Annotated in this window: 27 protein-coding genes; 5 read left to right on the top strand and 22 right to left on the bottom strand. The window is 37.5% G+C overall.

What is annotated here, in order from left to right; translation table 11 throughout:
* The first annotated feature begins 497 nt into the window (after window positions 1-497).
* Window positions 498-689, top strand: coding sequence for a type II toxin-antitoxin system HicA family toxin (locus tag ACIQ1H_RS02115; RefSeq protein WP_402886166.1), 192 nt, complete (start codon window positions 498-500; stop codon window positions 687-689).
* A gap of 26 nt (window positions 690-715) precedes the next feature.
* Window positions 716-1,123: a type II toxin-antitoxin system HicB family antitoxin gene (locus ACIQ1H_RS02110; RefSeq protein ID WP_402886164.1), complete on the top strand. Its 408-nt coding sequence runs from the start codon at window positions 716-718 to the stop codon at window positions 1,121-1,123.
* Window positions 1,124-1,393: 270 nt separating this feature from the next.
* Here ACIQ1H_RS02110 and ACIQ1H_RS02105 read toward each other — a convergent pair whose 3' ends face one another.
* The 8 genes from ACIQ1H_RS02105 to gpr form a co-directional block, all read right to left on the bottom strand.
* Window positions 1,394-2,155: a hypothetical protein gene (locus ACIQ1H_RS02105; RefSeq protein WP_402886162.1), complete on the bottom strand. Its 762-nt coding sequence runs from the start codon at window positions 2,153-2,155 to the stop codon at window positions 1,394-1,396.
* A gap of 207 nt (window positions 2,156-2,362) precedes the next feature.
* Complete coding sequence (locus ACIQ1H_RS02100) at window positions 2,363-2,527, bottom strand: hypothetical protein (RefSeq protein WP_402886160.1); 165 nt, start codon at window positions 2,525-2,527, stop codon at window positions 2,363-2,365.
* A 110-nt stretch (window positions 2,528-2,637) separates the two neighbouring features.
* On the bottom strand, window positions 2,638-2,862 hold the full coding sequence (locus tag ACIQ1H_RS02095) for a PepSY domain-containing protein (protein ID WP_402886158.1): 225 nt from the start codon (window positions 2,860-2,862) through the stop codon (window positions 2,638-2,640).
* A 487-nt stretch (window positions 2,863-3,349) separates the two neighbouring features.
* Window positions 3,350-5,176 carry a translation elongation factor 4 gene (gene lepA / locus ACIQ1H_RS02090; RefSeq protein ID WP_172772124.1) on the bottom strand — a complete coding sequence of 609 codons (1,827 nt, stop codon included), beginning with the start codon at window positions 5,174-5,176 and terminating at the stop codon, window positions 3,350-3,352.
* 375 nt (window positions 5,177-5,551) lie between these two features.
* Window positions 5,552-6,409: an excalibur calcium-binding domain-containing protein gene (locus ACIQ1H_RS02085; protein ID WP_402886156.1), complete on the bottom strand. Its 858-nt coding sequence runs from the start codon at window positions 6,407-6,409 to the stop codon at window positions 5,552-5,554.
* Between the two features lie 195 nt (window positions 6,410-6,604).
* Window positions 6,605-8,485, bottom strand: a complete 1,881-nt coding sequence (locus ACIQ1H_RS02080) for an acyltransferase family protein (RefSeq protein WP_402886154.1) — start codon at window positions 8,483-8,485, stop codon at window positions 6,605-6,607.
* Between the two features lie 580 nt (window positions 8,486-9,065).
* Window positions 9,066-9,908, bottom strand: a complete 843-nt coding sequence (gene spoIIP, locus ACIQ1H_RS02075) for a stage II sporulation protein P (protein ID WP_402886152.1) — start codon at window positions 9,906-9,908, stop codon at window positions 9,066-9,068.
* 51 nt (window positions 9,909-9,959) lie between these two features.
* Window positions 9,960-10,976 carry a GPR endopeptidase gene (gpr, locus tag ACIQ1H_RS02070; RefSeq protein WP_172772127.1) on the bottom strand — a complete coding sequence of 339 codons (1,017 nt, stop codon included), beginning with the start codon at window positions 10,974-10,976 and terminating at the stop codon, window positions 9,960-9,962.
* Between the two features lie 163 nt (window positions 10,977-11,139).
* On the opposite strand from gpr, the gene rpsT reads away from it, so the two are divergent.
* The gene (rpsT, locus tag ACIQ1H_RS02065) at window positions 11,140-11,388 is read left to right on the top strand and encodes a 30S ribosomal protein S20 (RefSeq protein ID WP_172772128.1); all 249 of its coding nucleotides are present in this window, start codon (window positions 11,140-11,142) and stop codon (window positions 11,386-11,388) included.
* Window positions 11,389-11,573: 185 nt separating this feature from the next.
* Here the strand turns inward: rpsT and ACIQ1H_RS02060 are convergent, their stop codons facing one another.
* Both ACIQ1H_RS02060 and holA read right to left on the bottom strand, forming a co-directional pair.
* On the bottom strand, window positions 11,574-12,608 hold the full coding sequence (locus ACIQ1H_RS02060; protein ID WP_402886149.1) for an acyltransferase: 1,035 nt from the start codon (window positions 12,606-12,608) through the stop codon (window positions 11,574-11,576).
* 57 nt (window positions 12,609-12,665) lie between these two features.
* The gene (gene holA, locus ACIQ1H_RS02055) at window positions 12,666-13,676 is read right to left on the bottom strand and encodes a DNA polymerase III subunit delta (protein WP_402886147.1); all 1,011 of its coding nucleotides are present in this window, start codon (window positions 13,674-13,676) and stop codon (window positions 12,666-12,668) included.
* Between the two features lie 169 nt (window positions 13,677-13,845).
* Between holA and ACIQ1H_RS02050 the strand changes: the two genes are divergently transcribed.
* Window positions 13,846-13,983 carry a YqzM family protein gene (locus tag ACIQ1H_RS02050; RefSeq protein WP_172772131.1) on the top strand — a complete coding sequence of 46 codons (138 nt, stop codon included), beginning with the start codon at window positions 13,846-13,848 and terminating at the stop codon, window positions 13,981-13,983.
* 32 nt (window positions 13,984-14,015) lie between these two features.
* Here the strand turns inward: ACIQ1H_RS02050 and ACIQ1H_RS02045 are convergent, their stop codons facing one another.
* The 12 genes from ACIQ1H_RS02045 to ACIQ1H_RS01990 form a co-directional block, all read right to left on the bottom strand.
* On the bottom strand, window positions 14,016-16,115 hold the full coding sequence (locus ACIQ1H_RS02045) for a DNA internalization-related competence protein ComEC/Rec2 (protein ID WP_402886145.1): 2,100 nt from the start codon (window positions 16,113-16,115) through the stop codon (window positions 14,016-14,018).
* Window positions 16,116-16,303: 188 nt separating this feature from the next.
* Window positions 16,304-16,873, bottom strand: a complete 570-nt coding sequence (locus ACIQ1H_RS02040) for a ComE operon protein 2 (protein WP_172772132.1) — start codon at window positions 16,871-16,873, stop codon at window positions 16,304-16,306.
* 121 nt (window positions 16,874-16,994) lie between these two features.
* On the bottom strand, window positions 16,995-17,636 hold the full coding sequence (locus ACIQ1H_RS02035) for a helix-hairpin-helix domain-containing protein (protein ID WP_402886143.1): 642 nt from the start codon (window positions 17,634-17,636) through the stop codon (window positions 16,995-16,997).
* Between the two features lie 609 nt (window positions 17,637-18,245).
* The gene (locus ACIQ1H_RS02030) at window positions 18,246-18,986 is read right to left on the bottom strand and encodes a class I SAM-dependent DNA methyltransferase (protein ID WP_402886141.1); all 741 of its coding nucleotides are present in this window, start codon (window positions 18,984-18,986) and stop codon (window positions 18,246-18,248) included.
* Window positions 18,987-19,331, bottom strand: a complete 345-nt coding sequence (rsfS, locus tag ACIQ1H_RS02025; protein ID WP_172772135.1) for a ribosome silencing factor — start codon at window positions 19,329-19,331, stop codon at window positions 18,987-18,989.
* Window positions 19,328-19,900 (bottom strand): bis(5'-nucleosyl)-tetraphosphatase (symmetrical) YqeK, encoded by a 573-nt coding sequence (gene yqeK / locus ACIQ1H_RS02020; protein ID WP_402886139.1) that lies wholly within the window; start codon window positions 19,898-19,900, stop codon window positions 19,328-19,330. Before yqeK ends, rsfS begins: the two co-directional genes overlap by 4 nt.
* Window positions 19,869-20,459 (bottom strand): nicotinate-nucleotide adenylyltransferase, encoded by a 591-nt coding sequence (locus ACIQ1H_RS02015; protein ID WP_402886137.1) that lies wholly within the window; start codon window positions 20,457-20,459, stop codon window positions 19,869-19,871. The genes yqeK and ACIQ1H_RS02015 overlap by 32 nt, the downstream gene beginning before the upstream one ends.
* Window positions 20,460-20,468: 9 nt before the next feature.
* Window positions 20,469-20,771, bottom strand: a complete 303-nt coding sequence (gene yhbY / locus ACIQ1H_RS02010; protein WP_139860444.1) for a ribosome assembly RNA-binding protein YhbY — start codon at window positions 20,769-20,771, stop codon at window positions 20,469-20,471.
* 5 nt (window positions 20,772-20,776) lie between these two features.
* Window positions 20,777-21,607, bottom strand: coding sequence for a shikimate dehydrogenase (gene aroE, locus ACIQ1H_RS02005; protein ID WP_402886135.1), 831 nt, complete (start codon window positions 21,605-21,607; stop codon window positions 20,777-20,779).
* A 31-nt stretch (window positions 21,608-21,638) separates the two neighbouring features.
* Window positions 21,639-22,742, bottom strand: a complete 1,104-nt coding sequence (gene yqeH, locus ACIQ1H_RS02000) for a ribosome biogenesis GTPase YqeH (RefSeq protein ID WP_139860448.1) — start codon at window positions 22,740-22,742, stop codon at window positions 21,639-21,641.
* A complete protein-coding gene (locus ACIQ1H_RS01995) occupies window positions 22,739-23,260 on the bottom strand; it encodes a YqeG family HAD IIIA-type phosphatase (protein ID WP_172772137.1) in 522 nt (173 codons plus the stop codon). The genes yqeH and ACIQ1H_RS01995 overlap by 4 nt, the downstream gene beginning before the upstream one ends.
* Before the next feature lie 36 nt (window positions 23,261-23,296).
* A complete protein-coding gene (locus tag ACIQ1H_RS01990) occupies window positions 23,297-24,079 on the bottom strand; it encodes a phosphatidylserine decarboxylase (RefSeq protein WP_172772138.1) in 783 nt (260 codons plus the stop codon).
* Between the two features lie 136 nt (window positions 24,080-24,215).
* Here ACIQ1H_RS01990 and pssA point away from each other — a divergent pair, with 136 nt between their 5' ends.
* Window positions 24,216-24,716: a CDP-diacylglycerol--serine O-phosphatidyltransferase gene (pssA, locus tag ACIQ1H_RS01985; RefSeq protein ID WP_173477657.1), complete on the top strand. Its 501-nt coding sequence runs from the start codon at window positions 24,216-24,218 to the stop codon at window positions 24,714-24,716.
* Window positions 24,717-24,718: the final 2 nt, after the last annotated feature.

Here is a 24,718-nt window from a genome sequence, read left to right as displayed (position 1 = left end):
AATAAACGTATAATTAACACTACGATGTCGCTTTTACAATGCAACTAAAAACCAGCTCCGCTATTAGTAGCTTTGCTGGTCATCATTACATTGTAAAATTGTAAATACATGCAAATAGTGAGTAGATTGTAAAATCGAATTCCTACAATTTTAAGATTTCCTATCTAGGTTACTTCGAATCATCCATCTTCAGTACAGCCGTGAATGCTTCTTGTAGAATTGCTACATTATTATCCATTTTACTATCCGACAAATTACTATCCAACAAACATTAAGTTATAAATGGTTTGTAACTGAATTAAAATTTGTCTTTGAAGGTCTGCACAAGATGCTATGACAATCGGTGAAGAAGTTACGGTTGTAGTACCAGTAAATAAAAAATAAGTCACTCAATCGAGTGGCTTTTTTATTTTAGTTTTTTTAGATAAGAAGAGAAATAAGTTAAAATATATTGTACGTATAAATAACACGTGTTATGTTGAGAGTATAGAAAGGATATGACAAACATATCATCAAGAGAAATGATAATGATACTTAATAAAGATGGATGGTATTTACATAGGATTGTTGGAAGTCATCACCACTTTAAACATCCCACTAAAAAAGGAACTGTAACTGTTCCTCATCCGAAGAATGACCTTTTAATAAAAACTACAAACTCAATACTAAAGCAGGCAGGACTTAAATAGTCTTCCAGCAAGGAGGTTTTATACAGATGGCTAAATATTATTTTCCAGCAATTTTTGATCAAGACAATGAGAATGGTTTTACAATAACATTCCCTGACCTGCCGGGATGTATTACAGAAGGTTCTAATATGGATGAAGCAGTATACATGGCTAAAGATGTATTAGCAGGTTTTTTATATGGAATGGAGGAAGATGGGGAATTAATTCCTGCCCCCTCATATCCAAGTAATATCGTTCTTCCACAAGGCGCATTTATCTCGATTGTGGAAGTTAGAACAGATTATATTAGAGAGGAGATTGAAAACAAGGCTGTTAAAAAAACTTTAACCATTCCTAAATGGTTAAATGATGCAGCAGAAAAAGAAAATATAAATTTCTCTCAATTACTTCAGTTCGCTATTAAGGAACGCTTAGGCATTATTAACAAACACTAAACAAAAAAGACCAGGTACTCAATATGAGCGCCTGGTTGTTTGTTTTAATCACTTAATAATAATTTTTCCACTTATGTTTTCAAAGCCACATTTGCATATGTCAACACGAGGTCCTCACCTGCTGTAGCAACATTTAAATCGCTAAAATATTCATCTGTCTATTCCCACCGTACTACTCTTATTTTATCTTTCGTCAGCAATCTTTTAGAGTAGTAACATTCTTGGGCTATGTCATCTTAAATAAGAGGGCTTTATATAATTCTCAATCTATTATTGATCTCCAACTGGCTTTAATAAATTCACTGGAAGCCAAAAATATTGTTCGCCATTTCCTTCTAAGCCTTTGTCCACATATAGATAACCATTAACTTCAATACCTAGCGATCTAAAAACGCTTCCTTTTGCATGTATTGTTAAAGGTTTAGCTTCATTTAATGGCGTGCTTTTCCCACCAGCATCTTTTGTTAACTCAAAACGTACATTGCTTTCTCTCGATATTTCATCAGCGATTTTAAGATCTGTACCAGGATATTTATCATACCATAACCCTTCACCGCCATAGCTCTCAGAAAACTTCAGCAGTTGTCCATTATCTGTATCCAGGAAAGAGATACCACCAATACCACCATCCTGGAAGTATTTACCGTAATACCCCATATTATAAACACCATCACGATTGGTAACAATATACACTGGATTGCTATAGAAAGATGAACGAATTTTTATTGGTACTTCTTTGAAAACTACCAAATCCGTTGCTTGTACGCGGTATTGCCCCATTTGATAGAATATTTTTTTATCATATTTTTCAATATCATACGTTCTAAAGAAGTTATTTCGCTTAACCACTAAAGATTCAAACGTACCATCTGAATTTTTCTTGTATACCTTAATGTCTTTTTTAAAGGTCATTTTCCCTGTTTGCCCTTTTACAACCTCTGCTCCATCATACATCACTTTCGCTTCTGATTTTGTTGGATTTACTACTCCTAATACGAATACTGCTAGTAACACAGTAAATATTTTTTTCATTAGTCTCCCCCTACACAGTTTTATATTAGAAAACATAATATCTCTGTATTATATACCAGTAACTTAATATTCTACCAACGGGATGTTAAAAACCATACAAAAGTATAATGTTTTTCCGTAACATTATTTCTCCCAACTACCATTCTACCCAGTTCTCTAAATTATTGGGTCTACTACTTATGATTGTGGAAGGCAATCACGTTCTTTTTACCAATTATAGATAGGTACTGAACGTTCTATAGATGGCGTTTCTTCTATAGATGAAGATTTACAAGGCTTACTTTCAAAACGAACAATAGCCTTGTTATATGCGCCTACAAATACAGCTCTTAATGTACTAGCAATTGTTAAAGTACCTTGTCCTTTCGTCACTACCCACTCCTCCAACAAGAATGATCGTTCTTGTTTTGATAAGTGTAAATTATTGAGAAATAAAAAAGACCAGACTCACATTAAAGTGATAGCCTGGCATTCGTGTAAAATTAATCATAATCATTCTCTTCTTCAATTTTCCGTACTACACCTGTCTTTGCACTTACTTCTACTTCATAAATCTTATTTTGAGCAGTTAAAATGAATATTTCATACACTAAAGTGCCGTTTTCCATATCCATACCATAATGAATGATTTGGCCAGGTACTCTTTGAACAGCAATCTGCATTGCCTGCTGAAGAGTAATTCTCTGATTATATGAAGGCATTACCATATTTTATCCTCCTCTTTCTGCATATATGTTCCTATAGTATGCAAAACAAGGAAAACTGTTATCCCTTATCATTTACTACCTCTCTGCTGAATTGGTGACATATAAACCAATCAATGGTCAGTTGTACCATTTTATAAATCCTGAAATAATACCGTCCTTAACAGCGTGCACAATAAAGCTTTCTATTTCAATTCTCATAACTGGTGCAAATCAATACCTCTCATAAGGCTCATGCTCTTTTTTGAATAAGAAAAGCCTTCCACAGAAATGTGAAAGGCTACGCTGCATTTTTGTACTCTGATATTAATTTGAACCCCATAGAAGCTAGGAAAATGGCCAGAGATATTACGAACATCTTTGATTCATTTGCTCAAGATATATAAAATTACTAACATATTTTTTTATGGTGGGGAATTGGTGGGGAGCCCCACCATTTAACCCTATAATAAATTATCAAAATACGTTACAAACTCTTACTACTACTGAATTACTTCGAATCATCCATCTTCAGTACAGCCATGAACGCTTCTTGTGGTACTTCGACTGAACCGACTTGTTTCATACGTTTTTTACCTTCTTTTTGTTTATCAAGAAGTTTACGTTTACGGGAAATATCTCCCCCGTAACATTTCGCTAATACGTTTTTACGCATCGCTTTAATTGTTGAACGCGCGACAATTTTTTGTCCAACTGCGGCTTGAATCGGTACTTCGAATTGTTGACGTGGAATTAATTCTTTTAGTTTTTCTACTATAATTTTGCCACGTTCATAAGCGAAGTCGCGGTGAACGATAAAGCTTAGTGCATCGACTTGCTCAGCATTTAGTAGGATATCCATCTTCACTAGTTTTGAAGGCTGGTAACCGATTAGCTCATAGTCAAATGATGCATAGCCTTTTGTATTTGATTTTAAATAATCGAAAAAGTCATAGACAATTTCAGCTAATGGCATTTCATAAATAATGCTGACACGTGATGTATCAATATAGTCCATTGTCATGAAATTACCACGTTTCATTTGGCAAAGTTCCATAACCGCCCCAACGTAATCATTCGGTACCATAATCGTTGCTTTCACATATGGCTCTTCAACACGATCAATCTTTTGTGGGTCAGGCATAAATGATGGGTTGTCGACTTTAATGGACGTACCATCTGTCATATGCACTTCGTAAATTACAGATGGAGCTGTTGTAATTAAATCGATGTTAAATTCACGTTCAATACGTTCTTGAATGATTTCCATATGAAGAAGTCCTAAGAAACCACAACGGAAACCGAAACCTAACGCTTGTGACGTTTCAGGCTCATACTGCAATGCTGAGTCATTTAACTCTAATTTTTCTAAGGCATCACGTAAGTCATTATACTTAGCTGTATCGATTGGATATAATCCACAGTACACCATTGGATTTAAACGACGATAACCCGCTAATGGCTCAGCTGCTGGGCGACTCGCAAATGTTACAGTATCCCCTACGCGCGTATCACCTACATTTTTAATTGACGCTGTTAAGTAACCAACATCACCAACCGTTAATTCACTTTGCGGTACACTTTTCGGAGTATGTACGCCGACTTCAATAACATCAAATTCTGCGCCTGTCGCCATCATGCGAATTTTATCACCTGGTTTAACAGTACCATTCATAATACGAATAGAGATAATAACACCTTTATAGGCATCGTATACAGAGTCAAAAATAAGTGCTTGTAATGGTGCCTCTGGATCACCTGTTGGTGCAGGAACCTTTTCAACAATTTGCTCTAAAATATCTTCAATTCCTATACCAGCTTTTGCAGACGCTAATACCGCTTCAGATGCATCTAAACCAATGACATCTTCAACTTCTTGACGAACACGCTCTGGATCTGCCGCAGGTAAGTCAATTTTATTGATAACTGGTAGTATTTCAAGGTCGTTATCAAGTGCTAGGTAAACGTTAGCTAGTGTTTGTGCTTCGATACCTTGTGCTGCATCTACAACTAAAATAGCGCCCTCACAAGCAGCTAAACTACGTGATACTTCATATGTGAAATCGACATGTCCAGGTGTGTCGATTAAATGGAATGTATACACTTCGCCATCTTTAGCTTCATATTTTAATTGGACTGCATTTAACTTAATTGTTATGCCTCGCTCACGCTCTAAATCCATTGAGTCGAGTAGCTGTGCTTTCATTTCACGGGATGTCAGTGATTTCGTTTGCTCTAAAATACGGTCAGCAAGCGTTGATTTCCCGTGGTCAATATGTGCAATAATAGAGAAATTTCGAATATTCTCTTGTCTTTTTAATCGTGCTTCTCGGTTCATCTCTTCCACTCCTAATTAAACTATAATGAATTATACTATGAACCATATACAAACCACAACATTAGAACGGCATAAATGCTGTTAAATCAATGGTTACTCTTATTTATGTTTCTTATCTTCTGCATTTCAATGCAAAAAATAGCACCTAATTAGGGCAATGAAGCTAAATATAGCTTTCTAGAAGGAACAGCATAAATATGGCGAGTGTGTGTACAAGATTGAGCTGGATGTCTAAGCAAAATGTCATTTACGTACACAGGAACTTTTGACGAGACAGGCTGCTAACAAAAAAGCACCTGCATTTTAGCAGGTGCCTTTAAAGCATACTAATTATTCTTTCACATTTAAAACGACATACTCGCTATGCAAAACTAACTACCTTTCGCACGCCCAGCCGTCATTATCTCGGTCATGTTTAGAATGATAGGCAGGGTGGTCGGCGCCTACACCATTTGGGTAATCTTTCCGAAGCTCTGTACAATTTTTATAGGTTGCTTTACTCCCATTGGATTGATTAGTATTCGTAGAACCATTTGGTTTACTATTAGACGTTGATGATGGATTTTTTGAACTTAAATAAGAATCTACTACATAGCCCTCGTAAGCAGAAGTGGTCACATACGACCAACCAGCAATTGTAGAATGCACTGCTACTTCCTCATTTTTTGATAGCTCCCCAACTTGAATGCCAGAAGGGCTTGCAATATTTCTTACAATCAGGCTACTTGATACAACATATTTTGAAATTGGTTGGGAATTACTCATAAAACTAGTTGCTGCATAACCAATGACATTTCCATATTGTACAAATGACCAGCCATCCCCTACAGAGCCAAAATCTCTTACAACCATTTTATTTTGCAATGTTGCAACAGTTTTCCCTTTTAAGGAAGGGGTTTCCTTTACAACTAAACCGCTTTTAGAACTAGCTATTTTAATTGTGTATGGTGCATCATTAAGTTCAGAGTCCGCAATATAACCATCAATCATTTTATGTTCGTTATTTAAATAGGCGATGCGAGAAAAACCATTCTGATTTTGGTTAATTAAAGTAATGAAAATTCCTTTATCTACAGTTCCTACTACTTTTGAATTAACATCTGGTTTTTCATATACCTTCGTTGAAGAATTACTAATCTTCACTTCTTTAAAACTGTTTGCATTAGCAATATTAAAGTTGAATGTGAACGCTAACAGTAATGTCATCATCACTACCAATGTTTTAATTTTCATTTGTTAAACCTCCTTTTTATTTTTTACATGTTTACTAGAAGAACGCCTTTACTAAACATTATACACAATTGGTTGCAAAATGGTATTATTGTATTAAATTAGTATTTTAAAATTCCTTATCCTATATCTAAATTAAAAGAGAGACCAGCTGCTTAACTATAAGCTGCTGGTCTCTTTGGGCTATGGGCTGAATCATTATACTTCTTTCTGATGAGCATCGATCGCTTGCTGAATAAGGTTACATAGCGCTTCTACCCCTTTTGGTTCTAAATGGACGCCATCTGGAGCAAAGTACTCGGGGTGGTTAAGCGCTGTTGAATGCCAATCAATTAACGTAATATTGGTATACTCATTCGCTTTAGTTGCTAAAGCATTATTTACTTTTGTTTCCCAAGGACGGGGTACACGTGTATTCACTAGGTAAATTTGAGCTTGCGAGAACGCTCCCAGTAGTGTGTCAATCTGGTCATTTGTAAAATAGCCATTTGTGCCTAATTGAATAATGACCGCTTTTTCTTGTTGATTGAAGCGAGTATAACTAGGAACCAATTTAACTGCTTGTGAAACTTGTCTCCCTATTTTCCCATCGATTGTAATGTTAGGGTAGAGCGTATGTAAACGCGTAGCAATATCAATCATGACTGAATCCCCGATTGCTAATAGTTCCTTATACGGTTTTTTTATAGGATTTTCAATCGGCTCATCTTGTTCTGTTTGAGATGTATCGTCATTTTTTTCCACTGACGGTCCTACTTCTTCATCAGTCTTATTTTGTTGAGCTGAATCTTTAATAGAATGTTCTTCACCATTTATTTTAATATTTGTAGGGTAATGCTCCTTAGAGTCCTGTTGTGCTTCCCCTACTACCCCTGTCATACCTGTAAAAAATACTAATATGAATAGCGGAATAATAGCAGTTGCTATCTTTCTTGCAATTGAAAAATTGTGCCACTTGCTCGGATTGATAACTAAATATTGTCGGAAGTATGTTCGGAATCCTTGTTTACGAATCGGCATTTCAATAAAACGATACGACAATTCTGCGACGATTAATATAAACACTAGCTGTAAAGCGACACGCCAATAAACTGGATTGCCTATTTCATGAACAGGAGTACTTAGCACTATTATTGGGTAATGCCATAAATAGATTCCATATGATCGAGAACCAATCCAGCAAAGTGGTTTCCATGAGAGTAGTTTTCCTAAGAAACTAGCTGGATGACAAACACAGGCAATTAATAGCGCAGCATTCATACAAAATAGGAACATACCACCTCTGTATAAAAATGCTTGGTATTCATCAACAAATAAAATACTTACAATAAAAATTATAAAAGTAATTACACCAATACTATTGAGCTCATAAACATGCTTTGTAGAAAGCTTTTTAGAAGAAAGTCTTTTCATCGGCCAAACGAAGGCTAACCAACAACCGATTAGTAATTCAAATGAACGAGTATCTGTTCCAAAATAAATACGGCTTGGATCAGCTCCAGGCTGAAATAAGATAGCCATAAGGATTGCTGAACAAATTGCTCCAATAAAAATAATGTTAGAAAATTTGCTTTGCTTTTTCACAATAGACAATCCAATGATTAGTACAATTGGCCAAATAACATAAAATTGTTCCTCAATCGCTAACGACCATAAATTTTTCAAAGGAGAAGGCGACCCAAAACTATCAAAATAAGATAGTTTGTGATAAATAAACCACCAATTACTAGAATAAAAAATGGAGGAAAGGGCATCTCCTCGTAACGTATTAAGTAGCTCTTTATGAAATAACATGACCCACACAAAGGTAGTCATTATCATGACATACGCAGCTGGAACTAGGCGTCTAAAGCGTCCAATCCAAAATTTACGCAAATTAATTGTCATTTGCTCCCCTTGCATCGGTAAAATTGTTGAGGTAATTAAGTAACCTGATAATACAAAAAATATATCAACTCCGAGGAATCCTCCACTGGCCCATCGAAAGTTAAAATGATAAGCAATTACAGCTAATACTGCTAATGCTCTAATCCCATCTAATCCAGGGATGTAACGATGATTCAATGACTTGCCTAACATACTGTTTCCTCCAATAAAATGTAAAACCATTAACATTATTTAGTTATAAAAATAGTTTGTATTACGCCTAGCCTCTGCCCCTTTACTTTCATTTCCATTACTTATTATTAAAGACGTATGAGCTACCTAAAAAGGTTAACCATTTTCTAAAACAAAAAATTTTCGCTGAGATTTTTTAGCTCCATGATTTTATATATACCTATATGTATCAAATAATTAACTTCTTAATTAAAATTTGTAATATTAACCAACGAAAAAAAGCATCTGCCCATAATGGTAGATGCTTTTGAAGCGGTTTTTTCCATTGATGTACACCATCGAAAATCGCCCGATTCAATAAGGCGTATGAGCTGACTTGAAAAGTATAATGCAACGGAAAAACAATTGAAAGACCTCTGAAACAAAAATTTTTAGGTAATTTTTTCAAAAGGTACTTCTGTTCACCATTTATTTCCTTATAGGTCTTACTACAACTCATTTTTATAATCGTGGACACCAATGAAGCTATCGCATAGATATGCGTATTTTATTAAAACTAGCGTTTTCGAAAATTTTTTATAGAGAAAATAAAAGCTAGTTTTTAACTTTTGGATTCAGTTACAAAGCTTTTCGCAATTGCTTTCCCAATAACAGCAATGGTACGATTTAATTCTTCTTCCGTATTATCAATTCCACCTAGTTCAATTAAAATCATTTCCTTGGCTAAATCTTGATTGTAACGACCATCTACATTGTCACCACTTTTAGAAATAACTCCTCTTGATACTTTCGGCACCATCTCATTCATAGCAGCAGAGAGAGTTTCTGCATAAGCAGTATTCCATCTGTAGTTTTTATGTTCCGCCCCCACCACAATGGCAATGCGTGCGTAACTTTCATTGTTGTGTGTAATCGTTGTCGCATCTCGTTTAGCGGAATCTCGGTGTAAATCAATCACTAAATCATAGGATTGTTCCTGTAAACGATTGGCTAAATATGGACGTACTGTGTTGTAAGCTTGTGGAAAGGTTTTACCTTCAGATTTCATTACCTTCATGACATCTACATCTAATACATCTGTCTGTATACCGTTCATGCTAAAATGCTTGGAAATAGCTCCTTGTAAATTAAAAATATTTGTCTTCTCATCATAAAAGTCTGCTTTCCCGCTTACCGCTTTCACCATTGGTTGATAGGCTTCTTGTGAATGCGTAAATAACAATAATACTTTAAAAGGATCCTGTTCTTTCGTCTGCTCTTTCGTCAACTCTAGTGCTGTTTGTTCAGGCAAATTTGTAGCGGCAAACACGACTTGTTTATCCTCTGGTTGCTTAATCGGAGTCGATGCTTGCTTGTTGAACGGAAGTTGCCCAGCAATGACTGGTAATACGAAAAAGAACAATAATAGACCAATTGACCATTGTAGTTTTTTTAGCAAAGTCACACCCTCCTCCCAATATCGTATGGAGGGGATGTGTCTTTTAGAACGATGATTTTATAGATCGTTTGCCCAATTCATAAGCATAGTTGAAATGATTGTTGCATACTTATCTATCCAATAATCTGCTTCTTTTGGTGTAACCATTAACTGTGAATGGGACGCGGCAAATGTCTCTTCAAAAAGCTGTTGACGTTCCTCTTTTGTCCATGTTGCCCATTCACCAAAAATCGGGGTCACAAGCGACATATCAAGTTCCTTATTAATATCTGGGCGCCAAGAAGATAAGGATAATTTAGATGAAGGCTTTCCGCGTTCCGCAACACGAGCCGCAATAGAACGTAGCATCACCTCTACTGCATCCGCAATTAATACGGGCGCGTCAACGACAGTTGGAATACCAATTGCAGTAACTGGGATACCGAGCATCTCATAGGAAATTTCCTTGCGCTGATTGCCGACACCCGAGCCAGGATGAATCCCTGTATCGGTAAGCTGAATTGTTTTACATAATCGATCGCTTGCTCTTGTTGCGAGTGCATCTACTACAATTATTAATTTGGGCTGTAGCCGCTCTGCCAATGCTGCTACAAATTCACCTGTTTCATAACCTGTTTGTCCTGTTACCCCAGGTGCATACATGACAAATTTGTCATCGATATGATCTAAACTATGCAAATGATCGATCACATAAGGTCCAATAGCATCTGGCGTAATCGTTCTATTTCCAAGACCTATAATTAATATTTTGTCATCTTCCTTCCAGGAAATTGACTCATGCAATGTTTTAAAATTTGCTAGCAATTCTTTCTCAAGCTGGTCGAATCCATCTTCATCCTCTAAGGTAAGCGTTGGGACGGAAAGGGTTATATATTTCCCTTCCTTTTTGCCTATTTGTTTTCCACCCTCCGCATTTACTTGGACATCGGTAATTTTCACACGCCCAGCAGTTTTGTCTTCGATTTGAACCCCACTTGATTGTTTAAGTGTATCTTTTTGTTCTTTCGTTTGATGCAATACTACCTCTTCAGATTCATCAATTAAATCAGTACGCTGCCAATTTAAGTTTTGCATTCAGTTCACCTCAAATTGTAGTTTGTTCAAACTGTCAAGTAAATATTCTTTGCATTTATCTATTGCAATTTAGCCTAGCGTTTGTTAAAATGATTTTTGTTGTATTGACACAAGAAATCAATGAGAAGATATCATCTCGTACCTATTTTAGGAGGTGAAAGATATGCCAAACATTAAATCTGCGATTAAACGCGTAAAAGTGAACGAAAAAGCTAACGCTGCTAACACTCAAGCTAAATCTGCAATGCGTACTACAGTGAAAAAAGCTGAAAACGCTGTTGCTGCAAACGCTGAAAACGCACAAGAACTTTTACAAGCAGCTTACAAATCTTTAGATAAAGCAGCTTCAAAAGGACTTATCCACAAAAACGCGGCGGCTCGTAAAAAGTCTCGCCTAGCTAAAAAAGCGTAAGTGTTTATTAAGGATCAGTTTACTCTTAGGAGTAACTGGTCTTTTTTCATTTCTGCATGTTTTTCAGCAGCAATATATAAAAAATCCGCCTTGCAGCTAAAGGGAAAAGTGAAAACACGTTCGTGTCTTACTTACCTACCAAAAAGCAAAGCGGATTTTATTATATAGATTTTTCGTTTTTTAGATTAAATTAGTTTTTTCAACAAAGGTATTTTCTGTATTATCCACACAATTATTGTAGAAAGTACTAAAATAATGACTACTTGCAACGGAATCGCCATAAGTGGCTTTACAAAGAGCTCATTGCCTTCAAAAAAATGCGGACGGACTTTATCTAAAATCATCGCATGCACTAAGTAAACACCAAAGCTTGTTTGTCCAATTAGCTTGACGATCCCACTTGTTTCATAGCTTCCTTGTGCTACTTTTCGATTGACCCAATATTTCACAAAAACAAAAAGTGCAATACTCATCGCAATAACATTAAGGCTTGAATACGAAAATGCATAGCCTGAAAATTGCCCTTGCTGCTCAGACAAGACAATTGTCCGCCAAATCGTTTCAAGTGCTCCAATAATTCCAAACATGTAAATGCCAACACGCCATTTTTTTGATAGCTCAAATTTTGCTAAATAGTAGCCTAGTAAAAAGAAGCCGATATACTCACTTAAAGGGAAAAACAATGTAAATTCATTACTCACAATATAGGAATAATATCGGAATACCCCATAAAATAATATCCATAGAACAACCACATAGCCTATCACTTGTTTGGAGGCATGATTAACAAAAATATTAAATATTGGCGCAAGTAGATAAATACCGATAAGCGCATAAAAATACCACAAATGATAGTATATCTGGTCATTAAAGAACATGATTAGAAATTCTTTTACCGAATACCCTGGATTCCACATATATGTTGCCCATACATAATAAATAATCGACCAAGCTACGAAAGGTAGTAAAATTTTATTGGCACGCTTTTTAAAAAAGGTACTCAAAGATTCTTCCTTTCGTCCAAGTAAAAGTGCCCCACTAATCATTAAAAAAATGGGTACACACCATCGTGACAAAGCATTGAACACAATGCCCGTTTGCCAATCAAAAGCAGCTATTTTGTCATAAAGTACGACATAAGGAGTCGCAGCATGTAAAAGTAGTACACCTATAATAGCTATGGCACGTAGGCTATCCATGTACTGAATTCGTGTTTGCACGTTCAAAAACCCCCCACGACATTATACAACCATTTATGCCCAACAAGTTAATATTTTTTACAGTCGGCGCAGTAAAAATAGTTCTAAATAACGCTCGCGGTTTCCTCCAGCTGTTTTTAACTGTAAATCAACCTCTGCCAATTGATACAAAGCTTTTAATAAACTCTCTTCGGATGGACGATTGCGTTGCTCGACCATTAACTTTACACGATAAGGGTGGATTTTTAAATTTTTTGCAATTTGCTGTGGATGGTAGCCTTTTTTCAGCAAGTAAAAAACATTCGACATCGTTCGCACATTAGAGGCAAGAAGTCCAACAAGCATAATCGGCTCTTGTTTTTGTCGCAATAAATCATGGTAAATTGACAATGCTGCAACAGTGTCATGTGCCAAATAAGCATTTAACATTTTAAAAGCATCTTGTTCAAGTGTTTTCGCTACTAAATCCTCCACTAGCATCGTTGTAATTTCTCCACCGTCGCCAACATATAATGCCAGTTTTTCTATTTCCATCTGCAGTTGGAGCATATTCGATCCAACCATTGAGACAAGCTGCTCAATAGCACTTTGAGTAATTGTATTGCCTTGCGATGTTACAAGCCCTTGAATCCACACAGCTAAATCTTGTTCTTTCGGTGTTTCCGCTTGGACGATAAACGCATGTTCTTTCATCATTTTTGTCACTTTTTTTCGTTCATCCAGCTTTTCATATGGAGCAATAAAAACCGTCACCGAAAAATCTGAAGGATTTGCTAGCCATGACTCTAAACGTTTAACATCATGATCAATTTTTTCCTTTCCTTTTTCAGTTGCCTTTAAAAACGACGCATTTTTAGCAATGACAAGCTTTCGTTCTGAAAAAAATGGGACTGTATCCGCTTCATCTATAACGACATCCACAGGCAACTCTTCCAAATCAAAAGTGCTCATTTCAATTTCTTCTTCCGTACCAAGTGCTTCTTTTAAACGTTTTACAGTTTCATCTATAAAATAGCTTTCTTCACCAATAATCAAATACACTGGTGCAAGCTCACCTTTTTTTATTTTGTTCCAAACCGTTGAAATCATAATATTTTTACCTCCATATAGCAATACTACTAGTATACATGATTTAGTTTCGATTGTGACTTCGAGCTAAATTGTGTCCATTCCTTGCCACAGTTGGTAATTCATCTTTTCGATATAGCTTTTATGAAAACGATGTCTTATAATTAGTAACAGAATTGGAGGGATGACAATGAATCCATTTGAAGGTAATAATATACAATGCAGACGTAACGATGCTATCGATTCAGGCGTTGGTTTCGGCGTATCATTTGGGGTCTTCACTATTATGTTCATCATCGCAGTAATAGTAGACTACGCAAGCATGTAATCTACCTCTTATACCAATGAAAAAGACCTTGTTCACTTTCGGACAAGGTCTTTTTCTGTACGAACAATCCATTTTCCACCATGAATCGACACTTCAATTGTCCCATCAATGCTTGTCGTTTTCGTCGCTAATTGCCGCATCCTAAAGCGCTCGACTACAATATCATGAGGATGATGGTAGCGATTGTTACGTCCTGCACTAAAAACGGTTAATGCTGGTCGTAGAAGCTCTACAAATGGCTCAATACTTGATGTTTTACTACCATGATGGCCTGCCTTTAACAGTGTCATGTTTGCTAATTGGTGGCCATATAGCTTTATCAGCTGGCGTTCTCCAGCTTCTTCTAAATCACCTGTTAACAATGCTCGAAAGGACCCTTGCTGTATAAATAACACAATGGAATCGTTATTGCCTTCATAAAGTGTATCGTGTGGGGATAAATAGTGAAAACGCGTTGAACCTACTTGCCATGAAGTACCTTCCATTTTTTCCTTCACAGGTACTTTTTGTTTCGTGGCTTCCGCTAATAAATCTTGCATGGCAGGTGTATTTAATGAGCCTGGTGTTACATGAATTTCTCTCATCCGTATCTCTTCAAGCACTTCTTCCGCTCCTTCTACATGGTCAGCATCTGGATGTGTCACAATCAAAATATCAACAACACGAATACCTTTACCTTTTAGAAACGGAACAACAACCTGTCTACCAACCTCATAGGGGCTGTTTGAGAGCTTCCACGGCTCTTGCCTAAGTCTAAGTACACCTCCCGTATCAACTGCGTATACGGCCCTTCTAAACGGTAATTCAATGATTGTACAATCACCCTGACCTACGTTCAAAAACGTGATTTTCGTTTCCTTATAGAGCATCGGTGCAAAATGTATACAAAGAGCTGGAACAAGGAGGACAATGCCAACCTTAAAATAATGTTTTGTTTCGAACAAATATAAACTAATAAGCACGCTAATAAACGCTATGCAAACTAGCCATATTGTTGGTTTCCCAGGCGACCATAGTTGCATTGGTAATGCTTGAAAAAACAAAATTGCCTCTGTTAGCCAAGTACGCAATGGCTCATATATTTGAAATAATAGCTTAGCTAAAGGCATAGAGACAAATGTGACAATAAGCAATAAAATATTCATCGGTAAAATAACAAACGAGAATAATGGTACAAAAACAATGTTTACCAAAAAGGAAGATATCGATAGCTCATAAAAATGATAAAGCAATAGCGGATAAACAAGTAGTTGGCATACTAATGTAATTAAAAAAGTTTTTGTTAACCAGTGTCTATTCTGCAAAATAACGCTTGAATATATAAGACTAGCCGTTGCTAAATAGGATAGCTGAAAACCAATCTGAAAAATAACGCCTGGCTCTAGTAAGACAAAGCCAATAAAGCTAATGGCAAGTGCATCTTCTACTGCCATATGCCACCTTTTTAATCGCATAAACATTATTATTTCTACAAGTGCCACCGCTCGGATTACTGAAGGAGCCCCACCTGCTACTACTCCATAAATGGGTAATATGATAAGTAGAATAATTGTGGCCATCTCTTTACGAATACCGAAACGAAGAAGGCCCTCATAAAACAACCAACATATAAGTGCTACATGTAAGCCGGAGATTGCAAATAAATGTGTAATGCCGAGCTTTTGATATGCTCGTTGAAGCTCATCATCCACATGATCTCGTAAACCAATAAGCAACGACTGTGCCTCTGCTATTAGTGATGGTGGGAAAGTAGTCTCAATATGTTTTTTTAGAAGAAATCGATAATTTGCTAGAACAGAGCCTATCGTTTTATTTTCTGACATCAACGTCCAGCTTTTCACTTCAAATATCCCCCTTGCGCCCTTACTTACTAAGTATTTCTCAAATGAAAAAGCGTAAGTATGTGCTGGTGGATTTGGTGCTACAAGTTCTCCTTGAACGATATAAGTAAAGCCAGTAATTAATGTATTTTCATAAAAATGCTTTTCATGCTCTGAGGATAATGTATATGTGACATATAGTTTTTCGCCTGTATCTGTCCTCGCAAAGCCACTTAGCCGTTGTCCATTAATTTTATAATCGCTCGTCCATGTTAATTGAAAAGTTGACGGTAATGGGGAAGGTTCCGTCAATTGTATCTTTGTAATAAAGAAGAAGGAAAGAAGTCCAGCAGCTACTACGAGTGCTGTGATGATGTATGTTTCACCTTTTATAGTAAGCCAAGTTGCTATAATTAGTAAACTCGCTAAAAGCCAAGCTGACTTGTGTGCCGCAAGTGAGGCAACAAGTACAGCAAGCGCTATATAAATCCATTTATGCTTTATTGTATTTTGCCAAATAATGCACTCACCTTCTGTTCATAAGGGAGTAATTTTTCAGCAGGCACGCCACTTTCACGTAATTCATTAAGCATATCTATGTACAATGCCAATTTTTCATTTCTTAAAAAGTCAATTTTGCGTTCATCAAAAGGTACGTGCAATACCTCTACGCCTGCTTTTTTAAATAATTCTTGCGCATATGAATTGTTTTTATAGTCCGTTGCATAATAGACACGTTCAATTCCTGCTTGAATAATTGATTTTGTACATGGAAGACAAGGGAAATGTGTAACATAAAGGTCTGCTCCTTTTGTCGGAGTACCGTATTTTGCGCATTGCAGTAAGGCATTCATCTCTGCATGCACTGTACGGACACAGTGATTATCCACGACATAGCAACCTTCTTCAATACAATGTTCATCACCTGTAATCGAGCCGTTATATCCTCCTGCTATAATACGCTTATCACGTACGACCGTCGCTCCGACTGCCAGTCTTGTACAAGTACTACGTAACGCGAGTAAATGGCTTTGTGCCATGAAAAATTGATCCCAAGTAATACGCTCCATATGACTACCTCCAAAATTTACTTTCATTAATTACGAACTGTGCATCTTTGTGCCAGTCACTTTTCTACTATAGTGTAGCCCTTTTCGAAAAGAGTCGTCAACTTCACACGATATTGACTCATTAATTAACAGTAATGGAATCTTTCAGCTTTTCAAATGTTTTTTCGCCGATACCTGTCACTTTTTTTAAATCCTCAATTGTTTGAAAGCCACCGTTTTCCTCACGATACGCAATAATGCTTTGCGCCTTTGATGGGCCAATGCCTGCTAATGTTGTCAGTTCCGTATTATCCGCTTTATTGACATTTACCTTATTATTCGTTGACGTGTGACTTTCAGCAGCTAAATTGGCAAAATTGAAACTGGCCATCGTTTCATCAAGCTGCTCACCTTGTACAGGTATATAAATCACCATTTCATCTTGTACCTTTTGGGCATGATTAATAAACGTTGGATCCGCATCCTCGCTATACCCTCCAGCAAGCTGTACAACGTCGATAATACGTTGTTCGGGATTTAGCGTATAAACACCTGGATGCAATACAGCACCCTTTATATCAATCACTACCTGCTGTAAGACCGCTTCTTCTTCGGCAGGTTCTGTTAATGCTAGTTGTTCTGTCGGTTGGATTGTTTCGATGAGCTCTTCTTGGGGAGGTGAAGAGTCAAAACTCGAAAAAAAGAAGTAACAAAGTCCACTGATACCAAGTATGCTAGGGAGCAACATACTCTTTTTATACTTTTGCCATAAAGATTGGATCAATTAAACCATCCTTTCGCTGCAAAAGGCAATCATATGGAGTCCATTTCATGATAAACTATCCATTTCATGTTGAACAGTAAATTGATGCTATAAATCAAAAAGAGAATTGTTGTTGCCATATACGTTCCAAAAGTTATATTTAATAAAAAAAGTTCGAAAAAAATACCGAACTTTCAGACTGTAGACAAACTCAAAGTTTTTCGAATTTGTCTATAGTCCTTTTTTATTTAAAACTAATAGAGGTGATGACGACTGCCGTTGATTTCCGCAACGGGCGGTCGCTTTCCGCGGGCACATCGTAAGCCGCAACCCTCGCTAACGCGCGGAATGCCCGCGTCTTACGTACTGTGCTTTCCCGCAAGAGTCGCCCGTCCTCCACTCCAATCAACTTTATATGTATTGCTAAAAGGCTACTATAATTGCTGCTTGGACATGGCAAAAAGCTTCATAGGGAGGGGATGTTCGAAGAGTATGGCAAGACGAAAGTAAGAACCCATTCTTTACAATAAAAATAACAAAAGGGATTAAGATTTCTATTCTTAATCCCTTTTGTCGACAAGCTGAAAGTTCGGTAAAATACCGAACTTTTTGGCGTCACTTATACTGTTATTATTTCACTGCACGAATAAAAATGCGTTCGCTTTCGTATTCAGGTGCTTCATTTGTAAAATCTGCTGTCACTTCTACATCTGTAAAACCAATTTCACGAAGCCATGTCATATATTGCTCAATTGGAAATGTGCGCTGGATGTGCTCTTCGTCAAAGCGTTCATACAAATTGCTCGCTCCATCTCGTACATAAAACGTCATTTGATGAACAACAGAATGCGCATAATCACCAGGTTCAGTATGCCATACATAGCTAATATCTCCATCATCATACGTAAAGGGTCCGTCTAAAAAGATGTCATTCATTTTAAATAATGAATGGACATCAAAAAATAACTGACCACCTTCACGTAAAGAATGGAAAATACGTTCAAGCGTTGCATAAACATTTGCTTGTTCTACGACATAGTTAAGCGAATCAATGGCAATTGTGACAACATCTAGTGCCTCAAAGCCATCTAATTCATGCATCGACATACAGTATAGCGGTACTTGTAGACTGGCATTAGCAAAGCGCTCTGCCGCTATAGCAAGCATATCTTCTGATAAATCGATACCACTAACATTATAGCCAGTATTTGCTAACATCAGCCCAAGAACACCAGTGCCACAACCAATATCTAAAAGACTTGGGTAATGCGTGCTCGGTGCATGTTGCTCAATCCAATCAACATAGCTATTATATGGAATATCAGTTTGAAGCTCATCGTAAACATGGGCAAAACGTTCGTAGCTACTCACTTACGCCTCTGGTACGTCTAATTGCGGTGCATCGCCCCATAGACGCTCTAAGTTATAGTAAGCACGCTCATCTTTGTGGAATACGTGTGCTACAACATCACCAAGGTCTACTAAAATCCATCGTGCCCCATCGAAGCCTTCCACGCGACGAATTTCATGCCCCTCTTTGATTGCTACATCTTGTAATTCACGTGCAATCGCTTGTACTTGGCGATCTGAGTTCCCGTGTGCAATGATGAAATAATCTGCTAATAGTGAAATACCTTGCATATTTAAAACGACAATATCCTCACCATGTTTGTCGTCGATTGCTTTGTAAGCTGCTTGTAATAAAGTTGAAGTCATCCTTCACTGTCCTCTCTTTTCATCATATCGTTATAACATGCTATAGATAATGGGTAAATGGCCTGCTTTGTATCAATTAAAAATGCTAGTGTATGACGTATACAGGCACTCATTGCCTTATCCAAATTTTTTTGCGCTTTTTTCCGCAGACGTTCAACCCCTTCGAAGTTTCGATTCGGTTCAATCATATCTGCGACAAAAAGTATTTTTTCTAAACGACTCATTGCTACACGCCCTGTCGTATGAAAACGAATAGCATTCAAAATATCTTCATCTGAAATGCCGAATTCACTTTCAGCAATATATGCCCCAACTGGACCATGTAGTAATTCACTGCCCCAGCCAATCAGTTGTTGATCTAAATTTTCGTTTTGAACAATCTGCTCCATCCATTTGACATCTGCATATTTTGCTATGTCATGGAGAATAGCTGCTGTTTCAGCTTTCTTCTCATTCTCACCGTAAATTTTCGCTAACGCGATGGCTGTTTCCGTTACCCCCAGTGTATGAATATAACGCTTTTCAGGCATACGTGGTTTAATCGCTGCTAAATACTGTTCGCGTTCCATAAAGACCTTCCTCTCGTATAAACGTCTCTACCGCTTCTGGCAGTAAAAAGGTTACCGTTCTACCAGTGGCAAGGCGTTCACGAATGAGTGTAGACGATAAATCGATTTGTGGTACTTCCACCATCAATACAGGATACTCCGTACGTGCTTCTGTCCCAGGACGCTTTACACCAACGAATTGAACAAGCTTTACAAGCTCGTCAATACGATACCACGTATGGAGTGAATCAATCATATCCCCACCAATGATAAAGTAAAATTTCACAGTCGGCTCTCTTTCACATAATGCAGCAAGTGTATTATATGAATAGGATACGCCGCCCTTATCAACCTCATACGACTCTACACGAAAATGCGGATATGGTTGTATAGCACGTTCAACCATTTCTAAACGTTTTGCATCACTCGCATCATGAGGAGCTTGCTTATGAGGTGGTAATGCATTTGGCAAAAAACGTACCTCATCTAGTTCCAATGCATGAAATACTTCGTTTGCCATCATTAAGTGTCCGATATGTGGTGGATTAAACGTACCTCCAAGTAAACCGATCTTTTTCATCGTTCCACCTTATTTCGCTACTTTTGGTAACACAATTTTTTTGTTGTTACGTGATTCTTTATATAATACAACTGTCAATCCGATTAATTGTACAAGCTCAGCATGCGCACCTTTTGCAAGAGCTTCTGCCACTTCTTGTTTGTCATCTTCACAGTTATCTAAAATACGCACTTTAATTAGTTCACGTACTTCTAATGCTTCACGAATTTGCTTTGTCATTTCGTCATTAACGCCGCCTTTTCCTACTTGGAAAATTGGTGTTAAATGATGTGCTTCTGCACGTAAAAAACGCTTTTGTTTACCTGTTAACATAAAAATTATTGTCCTCCTAATTGCGCCTTCAATCGCGCAATCATTGAATTTGTTTTTGGATATTCATCGAGCCAGTATTGGAACGCGATTGCACCTTGATGTACAAACATGCCAAGACCCGTTACTACGGTTGCGCCTTTTTCCTCAGCCGCTTGTAAAAAAGGCGTCATTAATGGATTATACACAATATCTGCAACAATTGCGCCTTTTACAAGTCGATTCAGTGAAAACGGCATAGAATAATCGCCCGCAACAAGACCAGCGGACGTCATTTGTACGCAAATGCCATAGTCAGCTAACGTTTCTTCAGCCTGTGCTAATGAAATCGCTCGACCTGTTCCAAGTTCATCAATAATTGCCTGTGCATTGGCAACTGTACGATTAGCAATTGTTAAATTCGTATAGCCTTGTTGTTGCATTGCAAAGGCTATGCCACGAGCTGCCCCTCCTGCTCCGATAAGAAGGACAGGCTTTTCTTTATGTGACTTGCCAACTGCTTCTTCCAACGAGCGAACAAAACCAAGCCCGTCAGTATTGTACCCTTTTAACTTACCATTTTTTGTTCGGACAACTGTATTTACCGCACCCATTTTTTCTGCTAGCTCATCTAACTCATCTAAATAAGGAATGATTGCTGTCTTATGGGGGATAGTAACATTCCAACCACTTGCACCTAATGTTTTAAAACCAGCAACAGCCGCTTCTAACTGATCTGGTGTCACATGTACTGGAATATAAGTTGCATCGATCGTCATTTCCTCAAACCAAGCATTATGCATGGCTGGTGATTTTGAATGTTCGATCGGATCACCAATTACTGCAAACCACTTCTTCATGTCCTAGCTCCTCTTCTCTCTTCACTAAATATTAAATGAGCGATGGACGAATTGAAACTTGTACACCTTTTGGGGCATACGCAGCAATAACGACATTAGCATGCTGTACTGTAATCCAACCAAGACCTGAAAAGACGACATCTGTTTTTGCCTCTTTTATTGAAAACTCATGACGGATTAATTCAGGCAGCTTGTCGATAAAGTTTGCTGTAGGTGGTGCAAGTAATTCGCCCTTATGCTCAGCATATAAAGCATCTGCCTTTTCTAACTTCGTACGGTGGATGGGCAGATCATTTGCTACATGTATTGTAAATGCAGAACGTTCACCTTGAATAAAGTCAAATCGTGCTAGTGCACCAATGAATAAGGATTGACCTGGATTTTGCTGATACACTTTCGGTTTAATTTCTTTTTTTGGCATAATGTATTTTAATTCACTCGAATCAATATAATGCGCCATTTGGTGGTGATTAATAATCCCAGGGGTATCATATAATGCACTACCATCGTCAAGTGGAATTTCAATCATATCTAACGTAGTTCCAGGGAAATGAGAAGTTGTAATGACTTCCCCTTCACCCGTAGCCTGTTTTATAACGCGGTTAATAAACGTGGATTTCCCTACATTTGTACAACCTACTACGTAAACGTTTTGGCCTTTGCGATATTCGTCTATCGCTTCCATTGCCTCGGTCATCCCTTGTCCTTTATGTGCGCTCACTAATAGCACATCAATAGGTTGTAAGCCAAGTGCCTTTGCTTCACGCTTCAGCCAGTTAATAACCTTTTTAGGCTTCACTGATTTAGGAAGCAAATCAGCTTTATTCGCTACTAAGAGCACTGGATTTTTGCCAACGAAGCGATGAAGCCCTGGCAACCAGCTACCATTGAAGTCAAAAATATCAACGATTTTTACGATTAAGCCTTGCTGTGTTCCAAGACCATTTAAAATACGTAGAAAGTCGTCATCTGTTAATGACACAGGTTGAATTTCATTGTAATTTTTCAAACGGAAGCAACGTTGGCAAATAACCACGTCTTTTTCTAATGATGATGGGGGTGCGTACCCTACTGCTGTTTTATCTTCTGTTTGAATTGTCGTACCGCAGCCAATACAATTTGGCATTTCGTTCATTCTTTTTCCTCCCAAGTAATTATTCCTTTTCGTTTTAAATCATTGAACACACGACGCTCAACGAAACGATTAAATTTTGTTACGAGCCCATCTGATTGTGCAACTGGTTTTACTAAAATCGTATGCAGTCCTAAACGATTGGCACCCATTACATCTGTTAGTAGCTGGTCTCCTACCATGACTACTTCATTTGGACGTAATCCTAGCTGAATTACGGCACTATAAAAGGCATTGCGAAGTGGCTTTTTTGCTTTATGAATATACGGAATATTAAGCGGGTCAGCAAAATGCTTTACACGCGCCTCTTTATTATTCGACGCAATAATAACGCGAATACCTGATTCCTTCATAATACGTAGCCAAATAATAAGCTCTTCCGTTGCATCTGCACGGTCCCATTCCACAAGCGTATTATCTAAATCTGTAATAATCCCTTTAATGCCTAGTTCTTGAAGCTTTTCTGGTGTAATTTCAAAAATGCTTGTCACAAATTCATCTGGTAATAAAAAATTATACAAAATAGCGACCCCTAATCTAAACGTATTATTCGACCATTATAGCATATTTGCAAAGGCTTCACCCATGCGAATTGGACTTCCTTGCACAACATTGTCCGTAAATGTAATCGTATCTTTTTCAAATAGCATGACCACTGTCGAACCAAATGAAAAATAACCGACTTCCTCACCTTTTGCCCATTGTGTTGTTGTATTTGTCAGCACAATGGAGTTGACAAAGGTAGCACCAACTTTAATAAATGCTACATGCTGGTCATTTGCTACTTTTAACTCCGTTACAAGACGGTAGTTATGGGAAATTGGTTTTTTGCCATATGTGAGCCCAAGCTGATTAACTGGGAAAGACGTTTGTCCAAGTGTATATTGTCTTAACACTGTGCCATCAATTGGGCTATGGATTCGATGGTAATCCGCAGGACTTAAATAAAATACTATATAATGTCCATCAGCATATTGGGCAGCACGATCTTTATTTCCTAATAAATCCTGTAGAGCATATGGCTTGCCTTTGACAAGAAAAGTCATATCCCATTCGATGCGCCCAAATGATTCTACTTTAGCATCGACTGGACTTGTGTAGACGAAAGGATTTTCATTGATTGGTCGTGCCTCAGTTACAAGTTCCCTTGTAAAAAAATCATGTAAACTTGAAAATTGTTGTTGTTTTTTTGAAACCTCTTCAAGGTTTATATCGTATATTTTCATATAGCTTGGAATTATTCGCTTACTCCACTTCGCTTTAGCAATAGTTTGTAAAAGCTGGGAAGATTGTTTGCCATTCGTTAATTCTATTAAGCGTTGGTAAAGTTTTTCTTTCATAAAGCAAAACCCCTATCGATTAAATTAGACTGTCAATTTTTTCGCATCCGAAGTATAATGGTACAATATCTTAAGTGCAAAGGAGTGATCCGCCTTGTTTTTTTATCACAAGTTGGTGGATACGACGGTTAAGAAAATGAAATCGCACGCAGCAAACTTCATTACTATTAGTAATATGTCCTTTGGTGGCGCGGCCATTATGGCCACTTTACATGAATATTATAGCTATAGTGTCTTGTTTATCTTTATTGCTGCTCTTCTCGATCGTTATGACGGGAAAGTAGCACGTGCACTCGGACAGGTTTCTGAGTTAGGTAAGCAATTAGATTCTATGAGTGATATTATATCATTTGGTGTAGCCCCTGCATTATTAATGTATGAAGTTGTCCTAGTTGATTTTGGTTTCGCGGGCATGATGATGACCGTTCTTTATATCGTCTGCGGTGCGATGCGATTAGCTCGCTTCAATATTAGTGAAGCAAACGGTTATTTCACTGGACTACCGATTACAGCTGCTGGTACGCTATTAACATTAACGTATTTTGCGTCCAATACGTTCCACCCAGCTTTTTATCTTTTCCTACTTCCCATTTTAGCTTTACTAATGATTAGTACATTCACGTTAAAAAAAGTGTAACA

This window comes from Lysinibacillus sp. NPDC097279, from assembly GCF_044761745.1.
Taxonomy (GTDB): domain Bacteria; phylum Bacillota; class Bacilli; order Bacillales_A; family Planococcaceae; genus Lysinibacillus.
Note: the sequence above shows the minus strand (reverse complement) of the source record. Positions and strands in the feature narration are given on the sequence as shown.